Raw genomic sequence first — 17,810 nt, 5'->3', positions numbered from 1 at the left:
ACGATGTTCCTCGCTTAGAACAGCGTTCGTTGGACGAACAGTGTTCGTTAGCTTTGAGCCCCGGAGTCCCCATGACCCAGATCTCCGCCCGCCCCGCGGCGGGCACCCGTCCCGAGCGCCACCGATGGCGCTGGGTCGCGCTCGCCGTGATCCTGTGCGCCGAGGTGATGGACCTGCTGGACGCGACCGTCACCAACATCGCCGCCCCCGCGATCCAGGCCGACCTGGGCGGCTCGTACGCCTCGCTGCAGTGGCTGGGCGCCGCCTACACGCTGGCCATGGCGATCGGCCTGATCACCGGCGGACGGCTGGGCGACGTGCACGGCCGCCGGCGGATGTTCCTGATCGGCGTCGCCGGGTTCACCGCCGCCTCGCTGGCCTGCGCGCTGGCCCCCGGCCCCGGCGCCCTCATCGGCTTCCGCGCCGTGCAGGGCCTGTTCGGGGCGCTGCTGATCCCGCAGGGGCTCGGCCTGATCACCGAGATGTTCGACGAGTCCGAGCGGGCCGCCGCGTTCGGCCTGTTCGGGCCGGTGCTGGGGCTGTCGGCGGTGGGCGGCCCGGTGCTGGCCGGATGGCTGGTCGACGCCGACCTGTTCGGCACCGGCTGGCGGATGATCTTCCTGATCAACCTGCCGCTGGGACTGGCCGCGCTGGCCGCCGGGTCGCGCGTGCTGCCCGCCGCGCGCCCGGCCGGGACGACCCGGCTCGATCCGGTGGGCGCGCTGCTGGCCGCGCTGGGCTCGCTGCTGGTGATCTATCCGCTGGTACAGGGCCGCGAGCTGGGCTGGCCCGGCTGGTCGTTCGCCATGATGGCCGCCGCGGTCCCGGTGTTCGCGCTGTTCGCCCGGTACGAGCGGCGGGTGCTGCGGGCCGGCGGCGACCCGCTGGTGACCCCCGAGCTGTTCCGCAGCCGGGCGTTCACCGGCGGGCTGCTGTACGGCACCCTGTTCTTCGCCGCGATGATCGGTTTCAGCCTGGTGCTCGGCCTGTTCATGCAGCTCGGGCTGGGGTACTCGGCGCTGGGCGCGGGCCTGGCCGCCGCGCCGTGGGCGGTGGGCATGGTGCTCGGGTTCGCCGTCGCCCAGGGGCTGGCCCGCCGGCACGGCCGGCTGTCCATGCAGCTCGGCGCGCTGGTGATGGCCGCCGGGATCGCCGGGGCGTACGCGACGGTGCACTGGGCGGGCGCGGACGTCACCGCTTGGAGGCTGGTCCCGGCCCTGCTGGTGACCGGGCTGGGCACCAGCATGGTGATGGCGCCGTTCTTCGACATCGTGCTGGCCGGGGTGCGGCCGGAGCAGACCGGCTCGGCGTCCGGCTCGCTGACCGCGGTGCAGCAGCTCGGCGGTGCGCTGGGCATCGCGCTGCTGGGCACCCTGTTCTTCGACGCGCTCGGCGGACGGGCCGAGCGGACCGCCTTCGTCGGCGCGCTGGAACGCACCCTGCTGGTCGAGCTCGCCGTGCTGGTCCTCATCTGGGGCCTGACGTTCCTGCTGCCCCGGCGCGCCCGCCCGGACGGCCCCGCCGGGCACTGATCCGGGTGCCGCCGCCGTGACCGCGCCGGGCGGCCACGGCGGCGCCCGCACGTCACAGCTTGGCCATGACCTCACCGGCCAGCAGTTCCAGGTGGTCCAGGTCGGACAGGTCCAGCACCTGCAGGTAGACGCACTCGGTGCCGAACTCGGCGAACCGGCCGATCTTGTCCACGATCTCCTGCGGGGTGCCGGCCAGGCCGTTCTCCCGCAGTTCGGGGACCTCCCGGCCGATCGCCGCGGCGCGCCGGGCGATCTCGGCCTCGTTCCGGCCGCAGCACACCACCTGGGCGGCGGAGTACACCATCGGCTCGGTCCGGCCGGCCCGCTCGCAGGCGGCGCGCACCCGCTCGAAGGCGGCCCTGGTCTCGTCGGGCCGGTTGAACGGCACGTTGTACTCGTGCGCGAACCGGGCGGCCAGGCGGGGGGTGCGCTTGGCGCCGACCCCGCCGATCAGCACCGGCGGGCCGCCCGCCTGGGCGGGCTTGGGCAGCGCGGGCGAGTCGGCCAGCCGGTAGTGGGCGCCCTCGAAGGAGTAGGTCCGCCCGGCCGGGGTCCGCCACAGCCCGGTGATGATCTCCAGTTGCTCCTCCAGCCGCTCGAAGCGCTCCTTGAGGCTGGGGAACGGGATGCCGTAGGCGGTGTGCTCGGCGTCGAACCAGCCGGTGCCGATGCCGAACTCGACCCGCCCGCCGCTCATCTGGTCGACCTGGGCGACGGAGATCGCCAGCGGGCCGGGGTGCCGGAAGGTCGCGGCGGTCATCAGCGTGCCGAGCCGGATCCGCCCGGTCTCGCGGGCCAGCGCGGCCAGCGTGATCCAGGCGTCGGTCGGGCCGGGCTCCCCGGTGACGTCGCCCATCTTCAGATAGTGGTCGGAGCGGAAGAAGGCGTCGAAGCCCAGTTCCTCGGTCGCCCGGGCGACCCTCAGCAAAGTGTCGTACGAGGCCCCCTGCTGGGGCTCGGTGAAGATCCGCAGACGCATGGGCACATCTTCGTACACCCCGGGTCGTGCTTCGCACGTCACCGGGCCCCGGACAAGTCCGCGTAACAGCACGGCCACCGTGCGCGGGCGAGGCGGACGTACGCCTGGTCGAAGGACAGGTGGGACGGGCGGGCGCAGATCCAGCAGTACTCCAACGGGCACCGGCTCAACGGGGTGCCGGTCGACTACGACCGGGCCGTCGCCGAGGACTACGGCCAGTGGCGGATCGGCCAAGGATCTCCCGGGCGATGACCGTTCGTTTGCCCGGCCATGTGCGACCGCTGGCCCGGGCCGGTCTTTACTCGGCACATGACGTCATCGCGGAACAGGGCACGGCTGGCCTACAAGGTCCGTTACGCCGTCCGGCACCCCGACCTGATCCTCCCCTACACGCGGCGGCTGGCCCGCGACACCTGGCTGCGCCTGCGCACCCGCGACCACGTGGGCTACTACCGCGCGGTGATGCGCTCGGACACCGCCCGCAACCCCTACGGCGCGGTCGGCACCCCCACCCACGAACGGTGGATGGCGCTGGGCCAGATGCAGTTCGACTACCTGCTGGAGCACGGGCTGCGGCCGCAGGACCGGATGCTGGAGATCGGCTGCGGCAACCTGCGGGCGGGCCGGCTGTTCATCGAGCACCTGGACGCCGGCCACTACTACGGGATCGACATCTCCCCCGACATCCTGTTCTCCGCCCAGGAGACGCTGACCCGCTACAAACTGCAGGACAAACTGCCGCACCTGACGCCGGTGCGGAACCTGACGCTGGACTTCCTGCCGGACGCGCACTTCACGGTGATCCACGCGCACAGCGTGTTCTCGCACAGCCCGATCGAGGTCATCGACGAGTGCCTGGCCCATGTCGGCCGGGTGATGGCGCCGGACGGGTTCTTCGACTTCACCTACAACGAGACCGCGGGCGCCGAACACCACGTGCTGCGCGAGGACTTCTACTACCGGCCGCAGACGCTGATCGCCCGCGCCGAGGCGCACGGCCTGGCCGCGCGGACGATGGACGACTGGCGGCGCACCGGCCACAAGCAGTCCAAGATCCGCGTCACCCATCCCGGCCGCGGCTGATCACCGGGCCGCCGGCGGTCACCGGGAGTCGTCGACGACGTCGGCCGCCAGCCGGGCGGCGTGGTGCATCAGCCTGGCCTGGGTCTCCAGCTGGGCGATGATGATCCGCTGCTGCGCCCGGATGTCCTGCAGCGCCCACGCGATCCCCACCGCGAACGGGATCACCACCCCCGACAGCCCGGCGACCAGCACCACCACGACGGGGACCGGCCCGTTCAGCGCGCTCGCGCCCAGCCCGCCGGCCGCCGCGGCGACCGCGGACACGCCCGCCAGGCGGCTGCACCGCGGGAGCGATCCGGCTGAACGCATGGCCGCCACTTCCTCCAGGGATCTTACGAACTCCGAGACTAAGAGTGTTCCCTCTTGTCAAGGACTGTAACAACCAGTCATATCCCGCAATGTTTTGGGCAGCAGATTATTACCCGGAGGGTAGGACCGCGTGCCCTCCGGGGAGATCCGCCCCTGTCCCCCGGCGCACCCCTCACCCGCCGTCGCGAGGCGGCCGGCCACCGGTCTCGCCGAACAGGGCGCGCAGGAAGGTCAGCGCCATCCGGCGCCGCTCGCCGGGGTCGGCGCGCAGGTCCGCGAAGTAGGACTCCAGCTCCCGCAGCTCGTGCCGCACCGCGTCCATGTCCGGCTCGGCGGGCTCCACCGGGGTCGGCTCCTGGCCCTCGGCGATCCGGACCAGGTCGCCCGGCCGCCAGCGCAGGGCCCCCTCGATCGCACCGCGGGTCCGGGCCTGCGGCCAGCGCCCGCCCGACTCCAGGTTGTAGACCGTCTTGACGGTCACCCCGGCGCGTTCGGCGAGCTGCTCCTGGGTCAGTCCCAGCGCGCCGCGCCGTGCGACCACGAACTTGGCGACGCGCTCCCGATCCAGCTGCTCGGCCATGGATCACAGCATGCCGGAAAAATTCAGGAACATCCAGTAAAGAGACACGGTAATTTTCCTTCCCCGCCATGGCCGTCCACACGCGTCTCCAAGACCTCACGACCCTCTGGCGATCAAGACAGGATTTCTGATTATTTCCGGTCTAGACGGCAATACTTACCGGTAGATGACGATCAGCCTGTGTGGCCGCCGCAGCCCGCTGCGGAGGCGGACAGGGAGAGAGGGGGTCGAGGATGAGCGGACAGACCGCCGCGGTCGAGTTGGCGATCTCCGAGCTGCGCCGCGGGCTGGAGGTGGGCATGGCCAACGTCGAGGGGCAGATCGCCCTGCTGCACCAGGTGCAGGAGCACACCGAGCGCCGGATGGACGCCTGCACCCGGCTGCTGGACGAACTCGGCGACCGGCTCGCCGCCGCCGAGCGCGACCAGGTCACCCGCGCGCAACTGGAGACCCGGTTCCGGCACACCGTGGCGCTGCTCGGGGTCATCGCCACCATCGCGTCGGTGGTGGCGACCACCGTCCTGGCAGCGCTGTCCTGACGCCCGCCGGCCCGGGACCGGGAGCATCGGGAGCTCCCCACGGGGAGCATCGGGAACCTGTCGGATCTGGTCGCGCCGCAGTTCACCGGCCAGATCCGGCTTCCCGGCGCGGGGCAGGGAGCCGGTGCGGATCGGGACGGCCGGGCGCGTCCGCTACCCCTGGACCAGGGCGGCCACCAGCTCCACATGGTGGGTCATCGGGAACGCGTCGAAGGCCCGCAGGGACTGCAGCGTCCACCCGGCCTCGCCGAAGTAGGCCAGGTCACGGGCCAGCGTGGCGGCGTCGCACGACACGTACGCGATCTTCCGCCCGGCCAGCCCGGCGACCCGCTCCACCACCTGGCGGCCCAGCCCGGTCCGCGGCGGGTCCAGCACCACGAGGTCGGCCCGCAGCCGGTCGGCCGGCGCGCCGCCGCGCCGGGCCTGGCGCCCGCGTCCCGAGGCGGCGCGGCCGAACTCCAGCTCGGCGATGACGTCCTCGACCCGGCCCTGCTCGACCGAGACCTGCGGCAGGTCCCGCAGGTTGAACCTGGCGTCGCGGACCGCCTGCGGGTCGGACTCCACGCCGACCACCAGGCCGTCCCGCCCGACCCGCTCGCCCAGCACCCCGGCGAACAGGCCGACCCCGCAGTACAGGTCCAGGGCGATCTCGCCCGGCCTGGGCTCCAGCGCGGTCAGCACCGCGTCCGCCAGCGCCTCGGCCGCACCGGGATGCACCTGCCAGAAGCCGCTGCCGGTGACCTGCCACAGCCGGCCCGCCGCCGCCTCGCGGACGTAGGGCAGCGGCGCGCCGGGCGCGGGACGCCCGCGCAGCAGCCGCACCGGGACCGGCAGCCGCGGCACCTTCACCGACCGCCGCCCGCCGCGCGACCGGGAGGCCCGCTCGCGCAGCGCCACCAGCCGGTCCCCGGTCCCGGCCGACACGATGCCCTCGACCGTGGCCGCACCCGGCCAGCGGTGGCGTTCGATGCCCATCAGCTCCACGCCGGGGTGCGCGATCAGGCACTCGTCGATCGGCTCCACCTGGTGGGACCGGTGCCGGCGCAGCCCGACCACCCCGTCGTCGCGGACCGCGAACTGCACCCGGGTGCGCCAGCCCAGGCCCGGCCCGCGCACCGGATCGTCCTCGTCGTGGTGCGGGTCGGGGACCTCCTCGACCACGACGGTGCGCTCGATGCCGGCCAGCCTGGCCAGCTGCTCCTGCACGACGGCGGCCTTGAGCCGCCGCTGGGCGGGCAGCGAGGCGTGCTGCCAGTCGCAGCCGCCGCACCGGCCGGGCCCGGCGAACGGGCACGGCGGGCTCACCCGGTCCGGGGAGGCCCGCAGGATCTCCACCGCGTCGGCGCGCAGGAACGAGCGGGTGACCTCGGTCACCCTGGCGCGGACCCGCTCTCCCGGCAGGGTGTGCCGCACGAACACCACCCGGCCCTCGTGCCGGGCCACGCACCAGCCGCCGTTGGCGACCGCCCCGATATCGAGTTCGAGGACGTCCGGAACAGGGGGGTCTTGGCGGAGGTCAGTCACGTTCCGACACGATACCGCCGCCCGCGCGCGTTCGATCCTGCTCGGGCGACCCCCGGTAGTAGGGGCGGCGCACCGAGCCCGGGCCGGCCGCCTCGGGCCGCTGCTTGAGCCGGTCGGAGGACTTCAGCTGCCAGGGCACGCTGGTGACCATCACCCCGGGCACGAACAGCAGCCGGGCCTTCATCCGCAGCGCGCTCTGGTTGTGCAGCAGGTGCTCCCACCAGTGGCCGACCACGTACTCGGGGATGAACACCGTCACCACGTCGCGCGGGCTGCGCCGCCGCACCTTCTTGACGTAGTCCAGCACCGGCCGGGTGACCTCCCGGTACGGGGAGTCCAGGATCTTCAGCGTCACCGGCAGGTCCAGCGCCTCCCACTCCTCGCGCAGCCGGGCGACCTCCTCCGGGTCCACCGCGACGGTGACCGCCTCCAGCGTGGACGGGCGGGTGGCGCGGGCGTAGGCCAGCGCCCGCAGCGTCGGCTTGTGGATCTTGGAGACCAGCACCACGGCGTGGTTGCGGGCCGGCAGCACCACGTCCTCGCCGGTCGGCGCCAGCTCGCGGGCCACCGTGTCGTAGTGCCGCCGGATGCCCTTCATCAGCGCGAACAGCACCGGCATCGCGATGCACACGATCCACGCGCCGTGGGTGAACTTGGTGAGCAGCACGATGACCAGGACCGCGCCGGTGACCGTGCCGCCGACCGCGTTGATCGCCCGGCTGCGGTGCATCCTGGCGCGTTCCCGCGGGTCCCGCTCGGTGCGCAGATGCCGGTTCCAGTGCCGGACCATGCCGATCTGGCTGAGCGTGAACGACACGAACACGCCCACGATGTAGAGCTGGATCAGCTTGGTCACCTCGGCCTGGAAGGCGTACACCAGCAGGCCGGCCATCGCCGCCAGGATGATGATGCCGTTGCTGAACGCCAGCCGGTCGCCGCGGGTGTGCAGCTGGCGGGGCAGGAAGCCGTCGCGGGCCAGGATCGAGCCCAGCACCGGGAACCCGTTGTAGGCGGTGTTGGCCGCCAGGAACAGGATCAGCGCGGTGACCGCGGCGATGTACAGGAACGGCACCGACCCCTCGCCGAACACCGCCGCGGCGACCTGGGTCAGGATCGGCTCCTGGACGTACCCCTCCCCCACCGGCTGCCCGTTCCGCAGCAGTTCCTCGGCGGGCCGTTCGGCCACCCGCACGTCCGAGGCCAGCGCCAGCGCGATGACCCCGCAGAACATGGTGACCGCGATGACGCCCATCATCAGCAGCGTGGTGGCGGCGTTGCGGCTCTTGGGCTTGCGGAACGCCGGCACCCCGTTGCTGATCGCCTCCACGCCGGTGAGCGCGGCGCAGCCGGAGGAGAACGCCCGCAGCAGCAGGAACAGCAGGGCGAAGCTGGCCAGGTCGGTGTGCTCGGCCCTGATCTCCAGGTCGGCGGTGGGCGCGCGCAGCTCGTCGCCCGTCACCCCGAGCCGGAACAGCCCGAACGCGACCATCCCGAGCACGCCGATCACGAACGCGTAGGTGGGGATGGCGAACAGCGTCCCCGACTCGCGCACGCCGCGCAGGTTCATCACGGTGAGCAGCGCGATGATGCCGATCGCCGCGGCGACCTTGTGCTCGCCGATCAGGGGGATCGCCGAGCCGATGTTCTCCACCCCCGACGACACCGACACCGCCACCGTCAGCACGTAGTCCACCAGCAGCGCGCTGGCGACGGTGAGCCCGGCGCTCGGCCCGAGGTTGGTCATCGCCACCTCGTAGTCGCCGCCGCCGCTGGGGTAGGCGTGCACGTTCTGCCGGTAGGAGGCGACGACCACCGCCATCAGGGCGGCGATGGCCAGCGCGATCCACGGCCCGTAGGCGTAGAACGACGCGCCGGCGACCGCCAGCATCATCAGCAGCTCTTGGGGCGCGTACGCGACCGACGACAGCGGGTCGCTGGCGAAGACCGGCAGCGCGATCCGCTTGGGCAGCAGTTGCTCGTGCAGCTGCCCGCTGCGCAGGGCCCGGCCCACCAGGACCCGTTTTGTCAGGTCCGGAACCTTCGACACGACTGACGAGCGTAGCTCGCCCGGGGGACGGTTCGGCCGCCGGGCTCCGCCGGGGCCTTTGCCTGGCCCGGCCGCGGACGGGTATGACTGTGCGCGCCCGATGTGTAGGTTTCAACCCGTCATGGATCTTCCAGGGAGCACGCCCCTAGGGACGCCGGACAGGCCGGGGACGCAGGGGAAAGGACGGCCGTGCATATCGTGATCATGGGATGCGGGCGGGTCGGCTCGACGCTCGCCCACATCCTGGAGGACAAGGGTCATTCGGTGGCGATCATCGACCAGAGCCCCGAGGCCTTCCGGCGGCTGCGCGGGGGCTTCCGGGGCCGCCGGGTCACCGGGGTCGGGTTCGACCGGGCCGTGCTGGAGGAGGCCGGGATCGAGCAGGCCTCCGCGTTCGTGGCGGTCAGCAGCGGCGACAACTCCAACATCATCTCCGCCCGGGTGGCGCGGGAGACCTTCGGCGTCGAGAACGTGGTGGCGCGGATCTACGACCCCCGGCGCGCCGAGGTCTACCAGCGGCTGGGCATCCCCACGGTGGCGACCGTGCGGTGGACCGCCGACCAGATGCTGCGCCGGCTGCTGCCGGACGGGGCGCTGCCGCTGTGGCGCGACCCGACCGGCGAGGTGATGCTGGCCGAGCTGGGCGTCGACCCGTCGTGGGTGGGCACCAAGGTGACCGCGTTCGAGGAGGAGGTGCGCACCCGGGTGGCGTTCCTGTCCCGGATGGGCGAGGCGATCGTGCCGGATCCCGAGACGGTGATCCAGGACGGCGACGTGGTGCACGTGATGGCGCGCTCGGACGACATGGAACGGCTGAACGCCGCGGTGGCGCGCCGGCCGGAAGGAGAGCGGTGATGCGGGTCGCGATCGCCGGGGCCGGCGCGGTGGGCCGGTCCATCGCCCAGGAGCTGCTGGAGAACGGCCACGAGGTGCTGCTGATCGACAAGGACCCCAAGGCCATCAAGGTCGAGATGGTCCCGCGCGCCGAGTGGCTGCTGGCCGACGCCTGCGAGATCGCCTCGCTGGACGACGCGGCGCTGGAACGCTGCCAGGTGGTGGTCGCCTCCTCCGGCGACGACAAGGTCAACCTGGTGGTGTCGCTGCTGGCCAAGACCGAGTACGGGGTGCCGCGGGTGGTGGCCCGGATCAACCATCCCGGCAACGAGTGGCTGTTCAACGAGTCCTGGGGGGTGGACGTCGCGGTGTCCACCCCGCGGCTGCTGTCGGCGCTGGTGGAGGAGGCGGTCAGCGTCGGCGACCTGGTCCGGCTGATGACGTTCCGGCAGGGCGAGGCCAACCTGGTGGAGCTGACGCTGCCGGAGGACGCGCCGCTGGCCGGCTCCCGGGTCGGCGCGGTGACCTGGCCGACCGACACCGCGCTGGTGGCGATCCTGCGGGAGGGCCGGGTGCTGGTGCCCAGCCCCGACGACACCCTGGAGGCCGGCGACGAGCTGCTGTTCGTGGCCAACCAGGACATGGAGGACGAGCTCGCCGAGCTGCTGTCGGCGCGCTGAGCCCCGCGGGGCGCCCGTCGCCTCCGGGGGGCCCGAAGCCGTCACAGCAGCTCGGTGAAGCGCTCCACCTTGTCGGTCGCCCCGGCGATGATGATCAGGTCGCCGTACTGCAGCACCGTGTCGGGGGTGGCGTAGGTGAACTCCTCGCCCTCGCTCTTGACCGACACCACGGTCACGCCGTGCTTGCGGCGCAGCCCGGTGTCGCCGAGCGGGATCCCGACCAGCTCCTTGGGCGGGCGGGTCTTGGCCAGCGCGAAGTGCTCGTCGACCGCGATGTAGTCGAGCATCCGGCCGCTGACCAGATGGGCGACCCGCTCGCCCATGTCGTGCTCGGGCAGCACCACGTGGGTGGCGCCGATGCGCTCCAGGATCCGGCCGTGCTGGCGGCTGATCGCCTTGGCCCAGATGTCCTCGATCTCCAGCTCCACCAGCAGCGAGGTGGTCAGGATGCTGGCCTCGATGTCGCTGCCGATGGCCACCACGGCGCGGCGGAACTCCGGGACGCCGAGCTGCCGCAGCGCCTCGATGTCGGTGGAGTCGGCGGTGGCGATGTGGGTGAGCTGCCCGGCCATCGCCTGCACCACCTTGGGGCGGTGGTCGATCGCCAGGACCTCGGTGCCCTGGCGCACCAGTTCCAGGGCCAGCGAGCTGCCGAACCGGCCGAGCCCGATGACCACCACGGGGTCGTTCCGTCTCTCAGCCAACGATGGGTCGCTCCTCGGGGAGTTCGTAACGGCGGGTGCGCTCGCGCAGCGCGAGCGCGGAGAACACGGTCAGCGGGCCGACCCGGCCGATGAACATCAACACGATGATCAGCAGTTGCCCGGGCGGTGGCAACTGCGGGGTGATCCCGGTGCTCAGGCCCACCGTGGCGAACGCCGACACCACCTCGAACAGCACCCGGTCCAGGCTGTGCGGGACCATGGCCAGCAGGGTGAAGGTGCCCGCCGCGACGATTCCGACGCCCAGCAGCGCGATGGTCAGCGCCTGGCGCTGCACCGGGCCCGCCACCCGGCGGTGCCCCACGTTCACCCGGTCCTCCCCGCGCAGCTCGGCCCACATCACGAAGGCCAGCAGCCCGAAGGTGGTGACCTTGATGCCGCCCGCGGTGCCGGCGCTGCCGCCGCCGATGAACATCAGGATGTCGGTGGCCAGCCAGCTCTCGTGCCGCATGGCCGAGATGTCGATGACGTTCAGGCCGCCCGAACGCGGCATCACCGCGGTGAAGAAGCCCGCCATGAACTTCACGTGGTCGGGCAGCGGCCCCAGGGTCCGGGGGTTCTGCCACTCCACGACGGTGAACAGCAGGGTCCCGCCCACCAGCAGCGCCGCGCTGACCCCGACGGTGATGCGGGTCAGCACCGACCAGGTCCGCGGCCGCCGCCAGTTGCTCAGCAGCTCGAACACCACCGGAAAACCGAGCCCGCCCAGGATCACCGCGAACGCCACGGGCAGGACCACCCACGGATCCGCGACGAACCGGACCATGCCGTCGGTCCACAGGGTGAACCCGGCGTTGTTGAACGACGAGACGGAGTGGAACACGCCCAGCCAGATCGCCCGGCCCGGCGGCTCGGCGTAGCCCAGGGCGAACCGCAGCGACAGCACCACCGCCAGCACCGTCTCCGACACCAGGCTGAACACCACGATCCTGCGGATCACCCGGCGCAGGTCGGCGCCGTGCAGGGTCTTGGTCTCCGCCTGCGCCAGCAGCCGGGCCCGCAGTCCCAGCCGGCCGGACACCAGCAGCGCGAACAGGGTGGCCAGCGTCATGATCCCCAGCCCGCCGACCTGGATCAGCAGCAGGATCACCACCTCGCCGAACACCGACCAGTGCGGATCGGTGTCCACCGTGATCAGCCCGGTCACGCAGACCGCCGAGGTCGCCGTCAGCAGGGCGGGCAGCGTCCCCGCCGGCTCCCCCTCGGTGGTCGCGATCGGCAGCGCCAGCAGCGCGGTGCCGATCGCGATGACGGCGGCGAACCCCCCGACGATGACCTGCCCGGGACGCTGGAAGCGGGACAGCACCACCCCGCCGAACGAGCCCGGGCGCCGTGACAGCAGGGTCATGGGAACCGGCTCAGGCGGCGGTGGTGCCCTGCAGCGGGGTGCGGCCACGGGCCAGCAGCCAGGCCATGGCGGCCAGCGCGGCGACCTGCAGCGGCCAGCCGAGCGCGATCTTGGCGGCGCCCAGCCAGGCGACCTGACCGGCCAGCCACAGCGGGTACTGCACCACCACCCGCACCACACAGGGCAGCACCAGCAGCCAGGTCAGCCGGGAGCACAGCTTCACGATGCCGGGGTCGGACCGCCAGGCGGTGGGGTCTCCGGTGACCGAGCCGATGACGAAGCCGACCACCGGCCAGCGCACCAGGATCGAGAAGATCATCCCGGCGGCGTAGGCGGCGTTGTAGATGATGCCGGGCAGGAAGGCGTCCTCGGCCTCCCCCGAGCGCAGCGCGAAGAACGCCGCGACGCCGATCCCGACCAGGCTGTTGAGCACGAACTGCGGGGTGGAGCGCTGCAGCACCCGCACCGCCAGCAGCAGCACCGCGGCGATCGCGCCGACCAGCAGCGACAGCCGCAGCTCGCCGGTGATCACGTAGGTGCCGGTGAAGCCGATGGTCGGCACCGCCGCCTCGACCATCCCGCGCACCCCGCCGAGGGCCTTGGCGAGCTGGGCGCGCACCGCCGCCTCGACGGTGTCGTAGGTGACGGGGCGTTCCCCGGTCCCGCCGGCGGCCTGCTCCGCGGCCTGCCCGGCCGTCTGCCCGGTGCCCTCCGCCATCAGTCCCCCCGCAGTTCGTAGCGCGGGTTGAACATGGTCTTGCGGCCGTCCTGCAGGCTGACCAGCCCCTCGGCGGTCAGCTTGCGGCCGGGCTCGATCCCGGCGATCTTCCGCCGGCCCAGCCACACCAGGCTGATCACGTCGGTCCCGTCGTACAGCTCGGCCTCCAGCGCCGGAGCGCCGCCCCGCGGTCGCAAAGTCACGGTCCGTAGCGTACCGGCCACGCGGGTGCGGACGCGTTCGGCGCACGCCACGATCGGCGTCGCGCCCTCCGCCCCGGAGGTCCGCTGCAGCTCCTCGGCCTCCAGTTCCTCGCGACCGGCGGACAGGCGACGCCACAACCGTCGCAGCCCGCGTTCGCGCCCCTGGTCGGGTGCGCCGTCCGTGCCCACGGCCGACCCTGCCGGCACCTCGTCCATGGAACACAGGCTAAGGCACCACAGCCCCGGACCAACCGTCATGCTCCCGGCGATTCGCCCGAGATCCGCGGGGAGATCTACAGGTAGCGAAGCCACAGGTACGGCACGCACAGGGCCACGGTGATCAGGGTGACCACGACGCCGTACCTGGTGAAGTGCCAGAAGCTGATCGGGTGGCCGTTGCGCGCGGCGATGCCCAGCACCACGACGTTGGCGCTGGCGCCGATGGCGGTGGCGTTGCCGCCCAGGTCCGCGCCCAGCGCCAGCGACCACCACAGCACCTGCCCGTCCGGGCCGGCGGCGTGCACCAGGTCGGCGACGATCGGGCTCATGGTGGCCACGTACGGGATGTTGTCGACGATCGCCGACAGGCCCGCCGACGCCCACAGCAGCAGCATGGCGGCGAACCCGAGGCGCCCCTCGGTGGCCTCGGCGGCGCGTTCGGAGATCCCGCCGATCACCCCGGTCTCCACCAGCCCGCCGACCATGACGAACAGGCCCATGAAGAACACCAGGGTGGGCCACTCCACCTCCTCCAGCGCCTGCTCGGTGGTGACCTTGGTGGCCGCCACCAGCAGCCCGGCGCCCAGCAGCGCCACCACCGACGGCTCGTAGTGCAGCACCGGGTGCAGCACGAACGCGACGACCACCACGCCCAGCACCACAAGGCCCTGGACCAGCAGCCGCCGGTCGGTGATGGCCTCGCGTTCCTCCAGTTGCATCACCTCGGCGGCCCGCTCGGGGTCGTAGCGGAACGCCGAGCGGAACAGCACCCGGCACAGCAGGCAGAACACCGCGACCAGCACGACCACCAGCGGGGCCAGGTGGATCAGGAAGTCGTTGAACGACAGGTTCCCGCGGCTGGCGATGATGATGTTGGGCGGGTCGCCGACCAGGGTGGCGGTGCCGCCGATGTTGGAGGCCATCACCTCGGCGATCAGGTACGGGACCGGGTTGAGCGCCAGCCGCTCGCACACCAGGAAGGTGACGGGGGCGATCAGCAGCACGGTGGTGACGTTGTCCAGCAGCGCCGACGCCACCGCGGTGAGCAGCACCAGCATCACCATCAGCCGGTAGGGCCTGCCCCGGGCCCGTTTGGCCGCCCAGATCGCCACGTACTCGAACACGCCGGTCTGCCGCAGCACCGAGACGATCACCATCATGCCCAGCAGCAGGAACACCACGTTCCAGTCGACGCCGGTCTCCTCGGAGAAGAACGCGGCCTCGGCGTCGGTGATGTGCAGCAGCAGCATCAGCGCCGCCCCGCCGAGCGCGACGGTGGTGCGCGGGATCCGTTCGGCGGCGATGAGGACGTAGGCGACGGCGAAGATGACGATCGCGGCGGCGGCGCTCACCCGTGTCCTTTCGCTTGATGGGGGGACGACCCCCTACACCCCGTCCTGCGGACGGACCGTCCTCGCTCGCCGACCAGACTTCCCGGCACACCTTCGCGCCACCCTAACGGGACTGCCGATGATCGCGGCAAGGGGGTACCGTCGAGGCGTGCGCGCGCGTGAGCTGGCCCGGGAGTTCCCGGTCATCGGACTGGACAGCGACGCGATGGAGGCCGCCCGGCTGATGGTCGGGCGGCGGCTGCCCGGCCTGATCGTCGTGGACGACGCCATGCACCCGGTGGCGGTGCTGCCCGGCTCGCAGATCCTGCGGTTCGCCGTTCCGCAGTACGTGCAGGACGACCCGGCGCTCGCGCACGTGTACGCCGAGCGGCAGGCCGACCGGCTGTGCGAGCGGCTGCGCGGCCGGAAGGTCAGGGACCTGCTGCACCAGGACCTCAAGCGGGTCCCGGCGGTGGACGGCGACGCCACCGCGATGGAGATCGCCGCGCTGATGGCCGCCGCCCACAGCCCCCTGGTGGCGGTGGTGGAGTCCGGCGGCGGCTCCGACCCGCCGATGATCGGCGCGATCACCGTGGTCGACCTGCTGGAACGGATACTGCCCTCCGCGTGAGGCCCGGCACGGGTTAGCGTGGGGCCCATGCGACCCGTTCCGGAGGACTGGCAGCGTGCGCTGACCCTGGTGGCGCACCCCGACGACCTGGAGTACGGCGCGTCCACGGCCATCGCCAAGTGGACCGCGGAGGGCAGGACGGTGGTGCAGGTGCTGGCCACCCGCGGGGAGGCCGGGATCGACGGGATGGACCCCGCCGAGGCCGCCCGGATCCGCACCGACGAGCAGGTCGAGGCGGCGCGGGCGGTCGGCGTGGACACCGTGGAGTTCCTCGACCATCCCGACGGGATGCTGGAGTACGGGCTGCCGCTGCGCCGGGACATCGCCCGGGCGATCCGCCGGCACCGGCCCGAGGTGGTGATCACCGGGAACTTCCGGGAGACCTGGCCGGGCGGCGAGGGCTTCAACATGGCCGACCACCGGGTGTTCGGCCTGGCGGTGCTGGACGCGGTGCGCGACGCCGCCAACCGCTGGGTGTTCCGCGACCTGGGGCTGGAACCCTGGCAGGGGGTGCGGTTCGCGCTGGTGGCCAACTCGCCGCAGGCCGCGCACTACGTGGACGTGACCGGGCACCTGGCGGCGGGCATCGCCTCGCTGCGGGCGCACCGGGCCTACTTCGACGGGCTCGGGCAGGACTTCGACCCCGACGCGTTCCTCACCGGCATCTGCGAGCAGGCCGGACGGGACGCCGGGGTGCCGCACGCGATGCCGTTCGAGCTGATCGAGCTGTGACGCCGGGCCTCCCCGCCATGACCGCCGGCCGCCGGCCGCGGCCACGACGGGGACGGCGGCTCAGCGGACCTCGGTGATCTCCGGGCCGCGCTCGAACGGGTCGAAGGTCTCGCCGCCCTCGCCCTCGCCCTGCTGGGCCTGCTGGGCGGCCTCGGTGAACTCCTTGGGCAGGCTCAGCGGCAGCAGCTCGCGCGGCGGCATCGGCTGCTCCCCGCGGACCACCACGATGTTGCGGAACACGTCCTCCAGGACCTGCCACTGCTCCTCGTCCTCGACCGCGGCGCCCTGCACCACGCCCTGCAGGAACCAGCGCGGCCCGTCCACCCCGATGAACCGCACCGGCTGCCAGGCGTAGCCCTGGTCGATGACCTCCTGCGGGATCTGCTCGCGCACCTCGGGCGGCATCTCGTTCAGCATCTCCTGGGTGAGCTGGGCCGGCACCATGGCCAGCAGCTCGGTGCCGAACGGGCCCGGGCGGTCCTCGGCCTGGCCCTGCGCCTGCTCGGTGATCTCGGTGGCGGTCTCCCTGCGGATCTCGTCCCAGATCCCGCTGCGCTTGGGCGCGGCGAACGCCTGGATCTGCAGGACGCTCTCGGCGTGCTGCACCAGCACCGCGACCGGGCGGCCGTTGACCGGGTTGCCCTGCGCGTCCACCTCGGTGGCCTCGAAGTTCACCTGGAAGCCCAGGCCGGGGCCGACCGGGATCCGCAGCGAGCCGAAGTCGAGGCGGTCCAGCTCGGGGAAGGCGTCCGCCACGTCCCAGGGGCCGGTGGCGTCGCCCGCCCCGCCGGCGGGGGCGTCGTCCGTCTCGACGGCGTCCGCCTGCTCGCGGGCCACGTCGAGGTTGTTGTCCGGTTCCTCGTCGTGGCGACGACGTCGAATAGGCACGACTCACGCTCCTTCTTGATGTGCTCGATCTGACCGCTGCCGTAGCGCGCCCAGCCTAGTTGTGCCCGGCCCCCGATGCGGTCGCGGACAGGCCGCCGGTGGAGCCGAAGCCGTTCGCGCCGCGGGCCGATCCGGGCAGCGCGGCCACCTCGTGGAAGGCCGCCCGCTCCACCTTCTGGACGACGAGCTGGGCGATCCGGTCGCCGCGCCGCAGCCGCACGGTCTCGGAGGCGTCGGTGTTCAGCAGGGTCACCTTGATCTCACCGCGATATCCGGCATCGATGGTGCCGGGGGCATTGACGATCGTGACCCCAAACCTAGCGCCCAAACCCGACCGTGGATGAACAAAACCGGCATACCCGTCGGGCAGGGCGATGGCGATCCCGGTGGGCACCACCGCCCGCTGCCCCGGCGCCAGCTCCACGTCCACCCGGGCGAACAGATCCGCCCCGGCGTCGCCGGGATGCGCGTACGCGGGCAGCGGCAGATCCTCGTCGAGCCGCTGGATGAGCACGTCCACGGATGGCTTCACGGACGGCAACCTTATCCGGATCCGGCCGCCCCGCACCCCCGCGGGAACCGGCGCGCCCCCTCGCGCGTCGATGCCGGTGAACGGCGACGGGAGTGGAGATGCCGGTGCTCGCGATGCTGGGCGTGCTGGCCGACGTGCTGTCCGGGCAGGGCGGCGCGCTGCCGGCGCTGGCCGCGCTGGCGATCGCCGGGCTGCTGGCGGTCGCGGTGAGCGCCGCCGTGCGGGCGCCGGGCCCCTCGTCGCCCGCCGGGGTCCGCACCGCGCTGCGGGTGAGCGTCGCGGTCACCGGCTATCTGCGGCTGCGCGATCCCGCCGCCCCGGGACGGCCCTTGTCCAGAGCGCCCTCGGCGTGACCGGTCCCCGGTCATGTCCGTTCGTT

At 72.5% G+C, this 17,810-nt stretch carries 20 protein-coding genes; 8 read left to right on the top strand and 12 right to left on the bottom strand.

Annotated elements, in window-relative coordinates:
- Positions 1 to 71: 71 nt before the first annotated feature.
- On the top strand, positions 72 to 1,532 hold the full coding sequence (locus HNR21_RS17105) for an MFS transporter (protein ID WP_182705983.1): 1,461 nt from the start codon (positions 72 to 74) through the stop codon (positions 1,530 to 1,532).
- Between the two features lie 52 nt (positions 1,533 to 1,584).
- Here the strand turns inward: HNR21_RS17105 and HNR21_RS17100 are convergent, their stop codons facing one another.
- Entirely contained in the window at positions 1,585 to 2,511 is a 927-nt protein-coding gene (locus HNR21_RS17100; RefSeq protein ID WP_182705982.1) for an LLM class F420-dependent oxidoreductase, read from the bottom strand.
- A gap of 309 nt (positions 2,512 to 2,820) precedes the next feature.
- On the opposite strand from HNR21_RS17100, the gene HNR21_RS17095 reads away from it, so the two are divergent.
- Positions 2,821 to 3,594 carry a class I SAM-dependent methyltransferase gene (locus tag HNR21_RS17095; protein ID WP_182705981.1) on the top strand — a complete coding sequence of 258 codons (774 nt, stop codon included), beginning with the start codon at positions 2,821 to 2,823 and terminating at the stop codon, positions 3,592 to 3,594.
- 18 nt (positions 3,595 to 3,612) lie between these two features.
- Here HNR21_RS17095 and HNR21_RS17090 read toward each other — a convergent pair whose 3' ends face one another.
- Positions 3,613 to 3,858, bottom strand: a complete 246-nt coding sequence (locus HNR21_RS17090) for a hypothetical protein (RefSeq protein ID WP_182705980.1) — start codon at positions 3,856 to 3,858, stop codon at positions 3,613 to 3,615.
- A 217-nt stretch (positions 3,859 to 4,075) separates the two neighbouring features.
- Positions 4,076 to 4,483, bottom strand: coding sequence for a helix-turn-helix domain-containing protein (locus tag HNR21_RS17085; RefSeq protein ID WP_182705979.1), 408 nt, complete (start codon positions 4,481 to 4,483; stop codon positions 4,076 to 4,078).
- A gap of 233 nt (positions 4,484 to 4,716) precedes the next feature.
- On the opposite strand from HNR21_RS17085, the gene HNR21_RS17080 reads away from it, so the two are divergent.
- Positions 4,717 to 5,022, top strand: a complete 306-nt coding sequence (locus tag HNR21_RS17080) for a hypothetical protein (protein ID WP_119731230.1) — start codon at positions 4,717 to 4,719, stop codon at positions 5,020 to 5,022.
- Between the two features lie 153 nt (positions 5,023 to 5,175).
- On the opposite strand, the gene HNR21_RS17075 is transcribed toward HNR21_RS17080, so the two are convergent.
- Complete coding sequence (locus tag HNR21_RS17075; RefSeq protein ID WP_182705978.1) at positions 5,176 to 6,546, bottom strand: class I SAM-dependent RNA methyltransferase; 1,371 nt, start codon at positions 6,544 to 6,546, stop codon at positions 5,176 to 5,178.
- Positions 6,539 to 8,593, bottom strand: a complete 2,055-nt coding sequence (locus HNR21_RS17070) for an APC family permease (protein WP_182705977.1) — start codon at positions 8,591 to 8,593, stop codon at positions 6,539 to 6,541. Before HNR21_RS17070 ends, HNR21_RS17075 begins: the two co-directional genes overlap by 8 nt.
- Before the next feature lie 189 nt (positions 8,594 to 8,782).
- Between HNR21_RS17070 and HNR21_RS17065 the strand changes: the two genes are divergently transcribed.
- Together HNR21_RS17065 and HNR21_RS17060 are read left to right on the top strand one after the other, a co-directional pair.
- Positions 8,783 to 9,448 (top strand): potassium channel family protein, encoded by a 666-nt coding sequence (locus HNR21_RS17065; RefSeq protein WP_119731233.1) that lies wholly within the window; start codon positions 8,783 to 8,785, stop codon positions 9,446 to 9,448.
- The gene (locus HNR21_RS17060; protein ID WP_119731234.1) at positions 9,448 to 10,107 is read left to right on the top strand and encodes a potassium channel family protein; all 660 of its coding nucleotides are present in this window, start codon (positions 9,448 to 9,450) and stop codon (positions 10,105 to 10,107) included. Before HNR21_RS17065 ends, HNR21_RS17060 begins: the two co-directional genes overlap by 1 nt.
- Before the next feature lie 41 nt (positions 10,108 to 10,148).
- On the opposite strand, the gene HNR21_RS17055 is transcribed toward HNR21_RS17060, so the two are convergent.
- From HNR21_RS17055 to HNR21_RS17035, 5 genes are all read right to left on the bottom strand, one after another.
- A complete protein-coding gene (locus tag HNR21_RS17055) occupies positions 10,149 to 10,811 on the bottom strand; it encodes a potassium channel family protein (protein WP_182705976.1) in 663 nt (220 codons plus the stop codon).
- The gene (locus tag HNR21_RS17050) at positions 10,804 to 12,177 is read right to left on the bottom strand and encodes a TrkH family potassium uptake protein (RefSeq protein ID WP_182705975.1); all 1,374 of its coding nucleotides are present in this window, start codon (positions 12,175 to 12,177) and stop codon (positions 10,804 to 10,806) included. The genes HNR21_RS17055 and HNR21_RS17050 overlap by 8 nt, the downstream gene beginning before the upstream one ends.
- 10 nt (positions 12,178 to 12,187) lie before the next feature.
- Entirely contained in the window at positions 12,188 to 12,895 is a 708-nt protein-coding gene (locus HNR21_RS17045; protein ID WP_182705974.1) for a DUF3159 domain-containing protein, read from the bottom strand.
- On the bottom strand, positions 12,895 to 13,314 hold the full coding sequence (locus tag HNR21_RS17040; protein ID WP_119731236.1) for an OB-fold nucleic acid binding domain-containing protein: 420 nt from the start codon (positions 13,312 to 13,314) through the stop codon (positions 12,895 to 12,897). Before HNR21_RS17040 ends, HNR21_RS17045 begins: the two co-directional genes overlap by 1 nt.
- A 77-nt stretch (positions 13,315 to 13,391) precedes the next feature.
- The gene (locus HNR21_RS17035; protein ID WP_182705973.1) at positions 13,392 to 14,669 is read right to left on the bottom strand and encodes an ArsB/NhaD family transporter; all 1,278 of its coding nucleotides are present in this window, start codon (positions 14,667 to 14,669) and stop codon (positions 13,392 to 13,394) included.
- A 148-nt stretch (positions 14,670 to 14,817) separates the two neighbouring features.
- On the opposite strand from HNR21_RS17035, the gene HNR21_RS17030 reads away from it, so the two are divergent.
- Together HNR21_RS17030 and HNR21_RS17025 are read left to right on the top strand one after the other, a co-directional pair.
- Positions 14,818 to 15,279, top strand: coding sequence for a CBS domain-containing protein (locus tag HNR21_RS17030; protein ID WP_182705972.1), 462 nt, complete (start codon positions 14,818 to 14,820; stop codon positions 15,277 to 15,279).
- Positions 15,280 to 15,306: 27 nt separating this feature from the next.
- Positions 15,307 to 16,011, top strand: a complete 705-nt coding sequence (locus HNR21_RS17025; protein ID WP_182705971.1) for a PIG-L deacetylase family protein — start codon at positions 15,307 to 15,309, stop codon at positions 16,009 to 16,011.
- Between the two features lie 60 nt (positions 16,012 to 16,071).
- Here the strand turns inward: HNR21_RS17025 and HNR21_RS17020 are convergent, their stop codons facing one another.
- Positions 16,072 to 16,899: a DUF3710 domain-containing protein gene (locus HNR21_RS17020; RefSeq protein ID WP_182705970.1), complete on the bottom strand. Its 828-nt coding sequence runs from the start codon at positions 16,897 to 16,899 to the stop codon at positions 16,072 to 16,074.
- A gap of 55 nt (positions 16,900 to 16,954) precedes the next feature.
- Positions 16,955 to 17,431, bottom strand: a complete 477-nt coding sequence (dut, locus tag HNR21_RS17015) for a dUTP diphosphatase (protein WP_119731241.1) — start codon at positions 17,429 to 17,431, stop codon at positions 16,955 to 16,957.
- Between the two features lie 98 nt (positions 17,432 to 17,529).
- Here dut and HNR21_RS17010 point away from each other — a divergent pair, with 98 nt between their 5' ends.
- Positions 17,530 to 17,784: a DUF6412 domain-containing protein gene (locus tag HNR21_RS17010; RefSeq protein ID WP_157996092.1), complete on the top strand. Its 255-nt coding sequence runs from the start codon at positions 17,530 to 17,532 to the stop codon at positions 17,782 to 17,784.
- The last annotated feature ends 26 nt before the right edge of the window (positions 17,785 to 17,810 follow it).

Origin of the sequence: Thermomonospora cellulosilytica, from assembly GCF_014138835.1 — a bacterium.
In the GTDB taxonomy this organism is placed as follows: Bacteria; Actinomycetota; Actinomycetes; order Streptosporangiales; family Streptosporangiaceae; genus Thermomonospora; species Thermomonospora amylolytica.
Note: the sequence above shows the minus strand (reverse complement) of the source record. Positions and strands in the feature narration are given on the sequence as shown.

Excerpts from the sequence above, each read along its gene's own strand:
- HNR21_RS17105 (WP_182705983.1), top strand. The coding sequence starts at position 72 with ATGACCCAGATCTCCGCCCGCCCCGCGGCGGGCACCCGTCCCGAGCGC.
- HNR21_RS17100 (WP_182705982.1), bottom strand. The coding sequence starts at position 2,511 with ATGCGTCTGCGGATCTTCACCGAGCCCCAGCAGGGGGCCTCGTACGAC.
- HNR21_RS17095 (WP_182705981.1), top strand. The coding sequence starts at position 2,821 with ATGACGTCATCGCGGAACAGGGCACGGCTGGCCTACAAGGTCCGTTAC.
- HNR21_RS17085 (WP_182705979.1), bottom strand. The coding sequence starts at position 4,483 with ATGGCCGAGCAGCTGGATCGGGAGCGCGTCGCCAAGTTCGTGGTCGCA.
- HNR21_RS17080 (WP_119731230.1), top strand. The coding sequence starts at position 4,717 with ATGAGCGGACAGACCGCCGCGGTCGAGTTGGCGATCTCCGAGCTGCGC.
- HNR21_RS17060 (WP_119731234.1), top strand. The coding sequence starts at position 9,448 with ATGCGGGTCGCGATCGCCGGGGCCGGCGCGGTGGGCCGGTCCATCGCC.
- HNR21_RS17050 (WP_182705975.1), bottom strand. The coding sequence starts at position 12,177 with ATGACCCTGCTGTCACGGCGCCCGGGCTCGTTCGGCGGGGTGGTGCTG.
- HNR21_RS17045 (WP_182705974.1), bottom strand. The coding sequence starts at position 12,895 with ATGGCGGAGGGCACCGGGCAGACGGCCGGGCAGGCCGCGGAGCAGGCC.
- HNR21_RS17040 (WP_119731236.1), bottom strand. The coding sequence starts at position 13,314 with ATGGACGAGGTGCCGGCAGGGTCGGCCGTGGGCACGGACGGCGCACCC.
- HNR21_RS17025 (WP_182705971.1), top strand. The coding sequence starts at position 15,307 with ATGCGACCCGTTCCGGAGGACTGGCAGCGTGCGCTGACCCTGGTGGCG.
- HNR21_RS17010 (WP_157996092.1), top strand. The coding sequence starts at position 17,530 with ATGCCGGTGCTCGCGATGCTGGGCGTGCTGGCCGACGTGCTGTCCGGG.